The sequence below is a fragment of the Gordonia sp. UCD-TK1 genome (assembly GCF_001691435.1).
GTDB classification, from domain to species: Bacteria; Actinomycetota; Actinomycetes; order Mycobacteriales; family Mycobacteriaceae; genus Gordonia; species Gordonia hongkongensis.
The window spans coordinates 35,488-46,195 of sequence record NZ_LZMP01000030.1 but is presented as its reverse complement, the minus strand read 5'-3'; the positions used below and the strand labels follow the sequence as shown (position 1 = coordinate 46,195).

The window sequence follows — 10,708 nt, the reverse complement described above, 5'->3', positions numbered from 1 at the left end:
TTGCAGCACGATCACCGACGCCATCGTGGCCGGCGGGATCGACGGACGGCCCCGGCCGCTGGGAAACAGGTCCGCGAACATCTCCGCAGGGAACAACTGCTCGCGATGAGCAGCCAAAAACGCGAACACACTGCCCTCGGCCAGCAAATGCCCGACGACCGAGTTCACATCCAGAAACTCACCCTGACGATCCGGCTCACCCTGCATACCCACCAGGATCCCAGCCCACCAGGCAAACCCGCTCACCCCACACCGAAACGACGCCGACTATTTCAGCAGTCTCCTAGTCCGAAAGAACGACCTGCCCCCTGCTCCCTGAGGAGCGCTGGCGACAACCCCTTCTGCTCCCTGAGGTGCGAGGAGCGTTAGCGACGAGCCACGAAGGGCGCCGACTCCTCCGCCTCGGCCCGCGGCACTGCCTGCGAACCGCTTCCGCTCCCCCGCAACAAGAATGCCGCCGCGACGCCCGCGACCGCCGTGACGGCGACCGCGGCCCAGACCGCGTCGTGCAATCCGACCATGAAGGCGTCCTGCACCGCGATCCGGACCGCATCACCGATCGCGCCCGGCGCCTGGTCGGCCACCCCGACCCCGGCCATCACCGATTGCTTCGCCGCGTCGACCGCCTCGGCCGGCAACCCGCTGCCCGACAGCCGGTCTCCGACCCCGGCGACATACGCCGATGTCAGGATCGACCCGAGGACCGCGACACCGAGCGTCCCGCCGATCTCGCGTGTCGTGTCGTTGACCGCACTGCCCGCACCGGCCTGTTCCGGACGCAGCGCGTCCATGATGAGCTGGGTGCACGGACCGGAGATGAAGGCGAGACCCGCCGCCATCAGCGACATCGCCCAGATGACGAGTTCCCAGTACCCGGAGTCCCGCGCGGAGAGCTCGACGAGCGCGAACCCGCCGGACATCAGGAAGGCCCCGGTCACCGAGACCACCCGGGGCCCGAAACGGTGCGACAGTGCCATCGCAACCGGCGACAGCGCTGCCATCACGATCGCGAACGGGAGGGTACGGACACCGGCCGCCAGCGGACCGTATCCCTTCACCGCCTGGAAGAACTGCGTGATCAGGAAGATGAAGCCGAAGAGCGCGAAGAACGCCACGCTGATCATCCCGGCGGCGGTGGCGAAGCGCCGGTTGGCGAAGAGCCGGACGTCGAGGATGGGGTGCGCGATCCGCAGCTGTGTGGCCACGAACACCGCCAGGATGGTCACTGCGACAACGACACCCACTACCGTGCGCGCCGTGGCCCAACCGACGTGGGGCGCCTCGATCAGGGTGAAGGTCAGCAGGCCCAGGCCGGCGATCGAGAGCACGACCCCGAGCGCGTCGAACCGGGGCACCGACACCGGTCGCGTGCCGGGTACGACCGCCAGGATCATCGCGAGGGCCACCACACCGAACGGGACGTTGACCCAGAACACCGATGTCCACGAGAAGTGTTCGAGAAGCCAGCCGCCGAGAACCGGTCCGATGGCCACTGCCACTCCGGAGACCGCCGCCCAGATCCCGACAGCCATCGCGCGTTCCCGGGCATCGACGAAGATGGTCATGATGATCGCGAGCGTGGCGGGGAAGACCAGCGCCGCGAAGACCCCGAGCCCCGCACGGCCGGCGACGAGCTGCCCGAGGTTCTGGGATGACGCCGCCAGCACCGACACCAGCATGAAACCTCCGATGCCGGTGAGGAGCACGCGACGGTGCCCGAACCGGTCACCGAGGTAGCCGCCGGTCAACAGCAGGCCGGCGAAGACGAGCGTGTAGGCGTCGACGATCCATTGCAGGCCCGAGATCCCGGCGCCGAGGTCGCGGGCGAGCGTCGGGAGGGCCACGTTGACGATCGTGTTGTCGATCATCACGAGTAGTTCGGCGAAGCTGAGGGCGCCCAGCGCCCACCAGCGAGCATGCGTGCGTTCGGTTGGCATCGATCTTCTCCTGGTCGGGTGGCGCAAGCGGTTTCGGCGATCCATTAGAACAACGTTCCAGAGTTGTAGAACAGTGTTCTATTCAAGAAGAACACCGTTCCAGTAGGTTGTCAACATGTCTCCCGCGAAGCCGCGCACGCGTACAGCAGGCGCCGACGTCCGATCCGCGCTGCTCCGGGCAGGTCGCACGATCCTCGAGCGCGATGGCACGGCCGGTCTGACGGTTCGGGCCGTGGCCGGTGAGGCGAAGGTCGCCCCGATGGGCGTCTACAACCACTTCGACGGCCGGGACGGCCTGCTGGACGCCCTGGTCACCGACGGTTACGCCGAATTCGGACGGGCGATTGCGACGAGGGATGACGATCCGGCGACTCGTCTGCGCAACGCCGGTGTGGCGTACCGGAAGTTCGCACTCGCCAATCCGGTGCTCTACGGGCTGATGTTCTCAGCGCATTGCACGCCCGAGATCGACGTGGCCGCAAACGCATTCGAGGTCCTCGTCGACACCATCCGGTACGGCCAGGTGGCCGGGGTCATCTTGTCCGCCGACCCCGTCGAACAAGCCATGCAGACCTGGTCCGCCGTTCACGGCGCCGTGAGTCTCGAACTCGCCCATGCCTATCACCCCGACGTCGATGCATCGGCGAACTATGAGAACGTCCTCGACTTCGTGGCGCGCGCACTGGCGCCCCGGCCCGACGACTGAGACCCGGCTCGGGGACGGTCATCGGGTTCGTGCGTCAGGGCAGGACGATCGGCGGCAGACCGGGAAGCGGGATCGTCACGCCGCCTGGCGGACGCGGAGTCCGCGACCGGGGACGAGGCCGGGGCGCAGGCTCCTCCGCGGAGGGCGTCGTCGTCTCCGGCGGAGGAGGAGTCGTGTACCGGCGCGCCGGTTGCCGGGCCTCGGCATAGATTGCGGGATCGGCGAACTCGGGTTCCGGAGTGGCGGTGGTGCGTTGGGGAAGCGGCGCGGCGACGGTCGGCGACGCCTCATCGTGTCCGACGGCCAACGCCGTGGCCACCGCGACGACGGCCACCGCGCACAGCAGCGCCACCGCGGCGAGAACGCGCTTGCCTCCGCGCCGCCGTCGGCTCGCGCCGGCCGAATGCGGCCCTGCTACTGACACGTCGGAGTGCGGTGGAGCCCCGATGGCCGACCCTGTGTCCGCCGAATACCCGGCCATCGGATCGACGTTCACGTCCCCATCGCCGGACCGGACGGGCGGCGTGGGCGTGTGCGCCGACGTCCACCGTGGCGCAGACTCGGCCGACGGCGGCGGCTCGGCAACCGGATTCGTCGGCGTGCGCAGATCGTGACCGGCTGGAGAGAGCTCCTCGAACTGCTGGTCGTCCCGAAGCGGCTGCGCGCGAGGGACATCCGGGGCAGCAACATACGGAGCGAGCGCCCCGAACGCCGTGGCCACCACCGGTGGCGACTGAGTGACGGACTCGAAGATGGGGGTGTCGTGCGTGTCGTGCGTATGGTCGTCGCCACGCGGAGCCATCTCGGCGGGAGCCGAGAAACCGTCATCCGACCGGGTCGGGACCGCATCCTGTTCGGCGGGCGGGGTCGCCACCCCCACGTCTGGTTCGATCACATCGCCGGACACTGCGATCGCGTGCGGTACCTCCGGTTCCGCCGCGTGTCCGCCGTGCGCCGGGGGCCGAGTGATGCTTCCCGACGGATCGACGTCGACGACCGGCACGGGTACGGCTCGCGCAATCGCGTCCCGGAGGCCGGGCCATGCGCTCACGCGATCGGCGACCACGACCGCGGGGGCGGAGGCTCCGGACACCGCCGCGCGAGCGAGGTCTTCGGCGCGTGCGGTCAGCGGGGCTCCGGCTTCGGCGACGTCGCGGCGCGCCATGCGGAACAGCCGGATGTGGTCGCGGCCCATCAGGAAGGTGCCGTCGGACTCGCGGAGCCGCTCGCGGCCGCGGGTGACGAGGTCGAGGACCTCCTCGTGCCATTCGCGCGAGGTCGGTGCCGCCACCCGCCCGACCCGAACGAGATGGTCGGCAATCACCTCATCCAGGACGGCGAGGGTGAGACCGGAATCGGAGTAGGAGTCCGCGACGGTCCCTCGAGTCGGGTCCAGGCGTCCCACCGAGACGCCCGCCCGCGGATCGAGATCGAACAGCACGACCTCGGCGTTCTGCGCGATCCCCCGCTCAGCGAGTTCGGCGCGCACGGCGTCGACGACGGCAGCACTGACCGTGACCTCTGCCTGCGCAGACGTCGGTGTCACGGCCGGATCGGCCACCGTGTCGGTCATCTGGTTGATTCCTGCACCTCACGTGCACCTCGCCTCATGTCCCCCACCGGCGAGAAGGTGCCTCCTGGACAGTCGCGAGCTCAACCTAGCACGACTCAGCGGACGGTGGCCCCCGGCGCATATCCGTTCACCTGCTCGGACGGGTGGTTTCGCGGCGCCGGGCGGGTGGGAGCGGGGCCGCCCAGGGCGCGGTAGTCCCAACCCGCGTCGCGCCACATCTGCGGGTCGAGGCAGCGCCGACCGTCGACGATGCGCTTGGCGCGGACGACGCCCTCGAGTTCTTCGGGCGCCATGTGCACGAACTCGGCCCACTCGGTGGCGATGACGACGACGTCGGCCCGGTCGCACGCGTCGCGCGCCGAGGTGGCGTAGCCGAGGCTCGGGTGGACGCGTCGTGAGTTGTCCATCGCCTTCGGGTCGAAGACGGTCACCGACGCCCCTTCGAGCGCCAGCCTGCTGGCCACCGTCAGCGCGGGTGAGTCACGGACGTCGTCGCTCTCCGGTTTGAAGGCGGCGCCCAGGACGGCGACGTTGCGCCCGAGGACCTCGCCGCCGAGGGCCTCGAAGACCAGTTCCACCGCCGCACCCCGGCGACGCATGTTGATGGCGTCGACCTCCCGCAGGAAGCCGACGGCCCGCGGGGCGCCCATGTCGTCGGCGCGCGCGGTCAGGGCGCGGATGTCCTTGGGCAGGCAACCGCCGCCGAAACCGAGACCGGCGTTGAGGAATCGGCGTCCGATCCGCGGGTCGTGCCCGATCGCGTCGGCGAGGGTGTTGATGTCGGCGCCGGCGATCTCGCACAGTTCGCTGATCGCGTTGATGAACGAGATCTTGGTGGCCAGAAAGGCGTTCGCCGAGACCTTCACGAGTTCGGCGGTGGCCCAGTCGGTCTCGATCAGCGGCACGCCGGTCTCGAGGATCTCGCGGTAGATCTCGCGGGTGACCTCCCCGGCCGACGACCCGGCGTCGGGGTCGTCGGCGGCCGTGTTGAGGCCGCTCGGGTCGAGCGAACCGGTACCGAGGACGAGCCGATCCGGCCGGAGCGTGTCCTCGACGGCGAATCCCTCGCGCAGGAACTCCGGACTCCACGACAGTTCGACATCCGCCCCGGCGTGCGACAGTACCGAGATCCGTTGTGCGAGTTCGGCGCAGGTGCCGACCGGTACGGTCGACTTGCCGATGATGAGGTGGGCGCCCCGCAGCGTCGGCACGAGCGCGTCGATCGCCGAGTACACGTGCGAGAGGTCGGCCCGGTGCCCGCGGGGTTCCTGCGGGGTCCCGACGCCGAGGAAGTGCACCGAGGCGTGGTCGGCGGCCGCGAGATGGTCGGTCGTGAAGCGGAGTCGTCCGGCGTCGATGTTGCGGCGCAGGATGTCGGCGAGCCCCGGCTCGAAGAACGGGACCTCGCCGGCCTGCAGGCGTTCGATCTTGTACGGATCGACGTCGATGCCGACGACGTCGTGCCCGAGTTCGGCCATGCAGGCCGCGTGAGTGGCACCGAGGTAGCCGCATCCGATCACCGTGAGCTTCATGAGGGCAACGGTTACCCAGGCGGAACCACCGGTAACCATCCTCGTCGTGGCGAGTTGTCATCGGCTGGGTGAACTTCCGGAGCCGCGCCCACCCGGTCCGTCCACCCGCCGGTTGAGCCGAGTCGAACCCCTCAGTCGCGCTTCTGGAAGTTCAGGTACGCCTTCGACGGGGTGGGGCCACGTTGTCCCTGGTACTTCGATCCGACCGACGCGCTGCCGTACGGCTCCTCCGCCGGGCTGCTGAGGCGGATGAGGCACAGCTGCCCGATCTTCATGCCGGGCCAGAGGGTGATCGGAAGGTTCGCGACGTTCGACAACTCGAGGGTGATGTGGCCGGAGAAACCGGGGTCGATGAAGCCCGCCGTCGAATGCGTGAGGAGGCCGAGCCGACCGAGTGACGACTTGCCCTCGAGTCGGCCGGCGAGGTCGTCGGGCAGCGAGCACACCTCGAGGGTGGACCCCAGCACGAACTCACCCGGGTGCAGCACAAAGGGCTCGCCGTCGGCCGGTTCGACCAGCGAGGTGAGTTCGTCTTGGCGTTGTGCGGGGTCGATGTGGGTGTAGCGGGTGTTGTTGAACACCCGGAACAGGCCGTCGAGCCGGACGTCGACGCTGGAGGGCTGGACGAGGGCGGGATCGAACGGATCGATGGCGAGGCGCCCGTCAGCGATCTCGGCGCGGATGTCGCGGTCGGAGAGCAGCACGGTGTCGAGGTTATCGAATGGTCAGGGAGGATCTGCGCCGGTGTCGGTCGGCGCCGACCCTCCGCTCTCCGGTGCCGCTGTTCTGCGCCGCCGCCGGACATCAGCGCGCATTCGGTCGAGGATCGCGTCGGTGCGATGGGCATGGTTGATCCGCGGCGTCGACGACGGGTGCGCGCGGGGCGGGTGCCAGACGGCGCGGCCGGCGTCGACCCCTTCGGTGGCGATGGTGGTGGCCCACTGATCCACCCCGGTGCCGACCACTCGGTTATGTGGTGGGCAGGCGGTCGCGAGGGTGTCGAGGTCGGTGGATCCGTGGTGGGCGTCCCACTCGACGACGTGGTGGATCTCGCAGTCGAACGACGGCCGCGTGCATCCCGGGAAGGTGCAGCCGCCGTCGCGGGCGACCGCGGCGATTCGTTGTGCGCGCGAGGCCAATCGCCTGGACCGCCCGAGGTAGAGCACCTCACTGGAGTGGTCCCGGAACACCGCGAGATGGTGCTGCGCGTCCGCGGCGAGATCGATGGCGTCCTTGATGGGCAGGAGGGTTCCCGTCGCGGTCCGTGCCGGGTCGCCGGCCGCGTCGCGCAGCGCCGATTCGGTGATGGAGACGACGAGGTGTGGCGGCAGCCCGTGGTGCGAACCCCCGAGCGCGCCGGCGTCGAGCACGTGGCGCAGCATGGCGCGCAACGCGTCGTGGTTCCGCTTCTCGGTCGTGCGCTCGTCGCGTCCGGCAGCGGCGGCCAGCGCGTCGGGGTCCGCGGCGGCGGGGTTCCCGGTGGGCGACTCGGGATCGGCGGAATTGTTCATCCCGGGAGCGGCCCACACCGACAAGACGACGTCGAACATGGCGCGCGTCACGGGGTCAAGCGTTGCGGTCAGCCGGGACATCAGTTGGGCGTCTTGCGGCCCGAGTTTGAGGCCGCGGTTGCGGGCGCGGTCGCGATCGTCTGTGATGGTTCCGTCGGGGTCGAGGTGGGCCAGGATGCGGGCGCCGAGATCACGGAGTGACGACGGGTCGTACTCGCGTGCGTAGTGCGCGAGCGTTGCCTCGGCGGCTTCCCTGTCGGCAGGGTCCACGTCGGCGGGGATCTTGCGCATCACCTCGATGACGACGTCGACGTGGCGTCCCGAGATCTCGCCGTCGGCAACACCTTTGGCGGTCTCGGGGAAGCGCGGTTCGAGCGGCACCCCCTGCATGTCCGGAAACCTGCCCAAGGCCCAGACCCGGTTCATCAGGCGGGTCGCCTCGCCGCGCCGGTTCAGACCATGGCAGAGGAAGTTGGAGACGGTCTGGCACCCCATCTTCCGGTACGCCGACCGCTCGTCGATGTCGACGATGTGATCGGTGAACAGCGACAGCATCCGTCGTTCGGCACGCTCGTGCTCGATCGCGACCTGTAAGAGGTCAGTGTCGGAGCAATCCGTGGACTGCGTCTCGGCGATCTCGTCCATAAGTGCATGCAGGCGCTTGTACTGGTCGAGAAGAAGTGGTGGTGATGGCTCGGTAGAAGCCATGATTTCATCCCCCGTCATCACCATGGCTTTACTCGAAACTACGTTCGAGGCTACCGCGCGGTCGCCCGCCGCGCAACCCCTTCCGGCGAATTATTCTGCGTCGCAACCGAATCGCGTCGGCCCGCCGAGACCCGGCCTCGCCCAGATGTCGCAGTTCGTTGCGCCTGACGCCACGTTCTGCGACATCTGCGCGTGCCGGCGACCGGCCCGGCCACGGGTTTGCTAGGCTGTCGTTCGCGAGTCCGGCACTCGCACGCCGATGTAGTTCAATGGCAGAACATCAGCTTCCCAAGCTGAATACGCGGGTTCGATTCCCGTCATCGGCTCCAGGTCAGAGGGCATTTAGACGATGTCGCTTACGTTTAGACTTACGTCTATCGCACCGAAGTGAGATCCAGCTCGGCGTCGCGAGTCTTCCAAACTAGCTACGCGGGTTCGATTCCCGTCACCCGCTCCAGGTCAGACCACACACGAGAGTGTGGTTACAGCCACAGATACAGCCAACGCCCCGGACTACATCCGGGGCGTTGGTTCGTTACAGCCCGGCTCGACACGCAGAGCGGATAGACCGCGCGTTTGTTGGTGTAATGCGTTACAGTCGATAACGAGGGCGGGCCGGAGTTGATCGGTTATCTCCTGCTAAGAGAGAGACCCGGGTTCGAATCCCGGCATCAGACCGAGTCTGATGTAGCTCAGTGGCCTAGAGCGCTAAACCCCGGTCGGCACAACATGCCCGCCCTCGCAGAACTTGAGATGTGGCTGCGGGCCGGATTCCAGTCGGTTATCAATTGGGATGATCACTCCGGTTGGAGCTAACACGCCCGCAGCCCTCTCGTTCTGCGCCGCCATCAACGGGAGCCGACATGGACATCCTCACCACCGTTTCCACCAAACGCACCGACCAGAACGAGCGGGCCGACCCGCGCCAGGTCCGGAACAATGCCGGCGGATTCACCTTCGAGGTGACTCCCCTCGCGCGGCTGCGGCGCTTCCTCATCCTCGGCACCGACGGCGGCACCTACTACACGTCAGCGCGCGCACTCACCAAGGACAATGCTGCGGTCGTCCTCGACTTCGCGCGCAACGACACCGAGGCGCTGGTTCGGGAAGTCGTGACGATCTCGCAGGCCGGCCGTGCACCTAAGAACAACCAGGCGTTGTTCTCGTTGGCTGCTGCCGCGTCGCTGGGAGACGACGCTGGTCGACGGTTCGCTCTCGACGCCCTGCCCGAGGTCGCCCGCACCGGCACGCACCTGTTCCAGTTCGCCACCTACATCGAACAGTTCCGAGGCTGGGGTCGCGGCTTGCGTCGCGCTGTCGGCGGCTGGTACCTCGGGAAGCCTGTCGACGCGCTCGCCTATCAGGCGGTGAAGTACCGGCAGCGCGAAGGATGGTCTCACCGCGATCTCCTGCGGCTGGCCCACCCGGTCACCGATGACGCGGACCGTGCAGGGCTGTTCGACTACATCACCCACGGGAGCACGGACAACGTCCCGCGCATTGTGGCGGGGTTTGAGAAGGCCCAGGCCAAGCCGCACAAGGCGGCGAAGTACGTCACCAAGTACGGACTGTCCTGGGAGATGCTGGCCGACGAGTCGTTGAACGACCCGGCGGTGTGGGAGGCACTACTCGATCGAGGTATCCCGGCGACAGCGTTGATGCGTCAGCTTCCACGGCTGACCAGGCTGGGCCTGCTCCCCCAGGTGGGTGGCCGTACCGCGGAGGTTGCGGCGCTGCTGTCCGACCCCGAGCGATTGAAGAAGGGTCGGGTCCACCCGCTCAACGTTCTGGTGGCGCAGCGCACCTACGCGTCCGGGCACGCCGCGCGAGGCGACAGCACCTGGACGCCGTCACGCCCGATCGTGGATGCCCTCGACGCCGCGTTCTACGCCGCGTTCGGGGCGGTCGAGCCGTCCGGGAAGCGGCACCTGCTCGGGCTTGATGTGTCGGGCTCGATGACTGCGCCGATCGCTGGGATGCCGATCTCGTGCCGTGAGGCGTCAGCGGCGCTCGCGTTGGTGACCGCCGCGACCGAGCCGCAGCACATGACCGTTGGGTTCACGTCGGATGGAGGCGCGTGGAACCGGAGTCCCGCGCTTGTGGAGCTGCCCATCAGTCCGCGTCAACGCATGGACGACGTACTGCGGACCATCTCGGGCCTGCCGTTCGGGGGAACCGACTGCGCCCTCCCGATCCTGTGGGCGCTGCAAACCAAGACTGAGGTCGACGTGTTCTCCATCTACACCGACAACGAGACGTGGGCCGGCCGCATCCACCCGCACCAGGCGCTGGCCCAGTACCGCCGTGAGGTCAACCCTGCCGCCAAGATGGTGGTCGTGGGCATGACTTCGACAGGTTTCTCGATCGCTGATCCCTCGGATGCGGGGATGCTGGATGTCGTGGGGTTCGACTCGGCCACCCCGCAGTTGCTGTCCGGGTTTGCGCGCGGTGACATCTGACGCTCGCGCTCAGCAGGCGCGGGAACACCATTTGAAGAGTCTTGAGTCCGAGGCGGTTGCGGAACAGCACAGGCAGATCCGCAACCGCCTCGTTCGGCTGTTACGTGAGGATGATCCGCAGCAGTGGACGTACAAGTCGTTGGCGGCCGCGGTGGGGTGTTCGCCGGAGTTGGTCGCAGCGATCGTTAAGGGACGCGTCCCGTAGACGACAAAGCGGCCCGCCCTCGCAATGAGGACGGGCCGAGATGATCATGTTGACGATCATGATCATTACGTCAGTTC

At 68.0% G+C, this 10,708-nt stretch carries 7 protein-coding genes, 1 tRNA gene and 1 pseudogene; 3 read left to right on the top strand and 6 right to left on the bottom strand.

What is annotated here, in order from left to right; genetic code table 11:
• Window positions 1-207 (bottom strand): annotated as a pseudogene (locus A9310_RS16910) (IS5/IS1182 family transposase); the annotation flags it as partial.
• 158 nt (window positions 208-365) lie between these two features.
• The gene (locus tag A9310_RS16905; RefSeq protein WP_065631633.1) at window positions 366-1,937 is read right to left on the bottom strand and encodes a DHA2 family efflux MFS transporter permease subunit; all 1,572 of its coding nucleotides are present in this window, start codon (window positions 1,935-1,937) and stop codon (window positions 366-368) included.
• Between the two features lie 115 nt (window positions 1,938-2,052).
• On the opposite strand from A9310_RS16905, the gene A9310_RS16900 reads away from it, so the two are divergent.
• A complete protein-coding gene (locus A9310_RS16900; protein WP_065631632.1) occupies window positions 2,053-2,643 on the top strand; it encodes a TetR/AcrR family transcriptional regulator in 591 nt (196 codons plus the stop codon).
• Window positions 2,644-2,677: 34 nt separating this feature from the next.
• On the opposite strand, the gene A9310_RS16895 is transcribed toward A9310_RS16900, so the two are convergent.
• The 4 genes from A9310_RS16895 to A9310_RS16880 all read right to left on the bottom strand — a co-directional run bounded on the left by A9310_RS16895 (window position 2,678) and on the right by A9310_RS16880 (window position 7,967).
• Window positions 2,678-4,216, bottom strand: coding sequence for a hypothetical protein (locus A9310_RS16895; RefSeq protein ID WP_065631631.1), 1,539 nt, complete (start codon window positions 4,214-4,216; stop codon window positions 2,678-2,680).
• A 95-nt stretch (window positions 4,217-4,311) separates the two neighbouring features.
• The gene (locus A9310_RS16890) at window positions 4,312-5,748 is read right to left on the bottom strand and encodes a UDP-glucose/GDP-mannose dehydrogenase family protein (RefSeq protein WP_065631630.1); all 1,437 of its coding nucleotides are present in this window, start codon (window positions 5,746-5,748) and stop codon (window positions 4,312-4,314) included.
• Window positions 5,749-5,879: 131 nt separating this feature from the next.
• Window positions 5,880-6,452, bottom strand: a complete 573-nt coding sequence (gene dcd, locus A9310_RS16885) for a dCTP deaminase (RefSeq protein ID WP_065631629.1) — start codon at window positions 6,450-6,452, stop codon at window positions 5,880-5,882.
• Between the two features lie 21 nt (window positions 6,453-6,473).
• A complete protein-coding gene (locus A9310_RS16880; protein ID WP_065631635.1) occupies window positions 6,474-7,967 on the bottom strand; it encodes an HNH endonuclease signature motif containing protein in 1,494 nt (497 codons plus the stop codon).
• A 255-nt stretch (window positions 7,968-8,222) separates the two neighbouring features.
• On the opposite strand from A9310_RS16880, the gene A9310_RS16875 reads away from it, so the two are divergent.
• Both A9310_RS16875 and A9310_RS16870 read left to right on the top strand, forming a co-directional pair.
• A tRNA-Gly gene (locus A9310_RS16875) sits at window positions 8,223-8,296 on the top strand.
• 534 nt (window positions 8,297-8,830) lie between these two features.
• Window positions 8,831-10,426, top strand: coding sequence for a TROVE domain-containing protein (locus tag A9310_RS16870; RefSeq protein ID WP_065631628.1), 1,596 nt, complete (start codon window positions 8,831-8,833; stop codon window positions 10,424-10,426).
• Window positions 10,427-10,708 lie beyond the last annotated feature (282 nt).

What these genes read in the sequence shown, in the direction of transcription:
- A9310_RS16905 (WP_065631633.1), bottom strand. Translation starts at nt 1,937, where the DNA reads ATGCCAACCGAACGCACGCATGCTCGCTGGTGGGCGCTGGGCGCCCTC.
- A9310_RS16900 (WP_065631632.1), top strand. Translation starts at nt 2,053, where the DNA reads ATGTCTCCCGCGAAGCCGCGCACGCGTACAGCAGGCGCCGACGTCCGA.
- A9310_RS16895 (WP_065631631.1), bottom strand. Translation starts at nt 4,216, where the DNA reads ATGACCGACACGGTGGCCGATCCGGCCGTGACACCGACGTCTGCGCAG.
- A9310_RS16890 (WP_065631630.1), bottom strand. Translation starts at nt 5,748, where the DNA reads ATGAAGCTCACGGTGATCGGATGCGGCTACCTCGGTGCCACTCACGCG.
- A9310_RS16880 (WP_065631635.1), bottom strand. Translation starts at nt 7,967, where the DNA reads ATGGCTTCTACCGAGCCATCACCACCACTTCTTCTCGACCAGTACAAG.
- A9310_RS16870 (WP_065631628.1), top strand. Translation starts at nt 8,831, where the DNA reads ATGGACATCCTCACCACCGTTTCCACCAAACGCACCGACCAGAACGAG.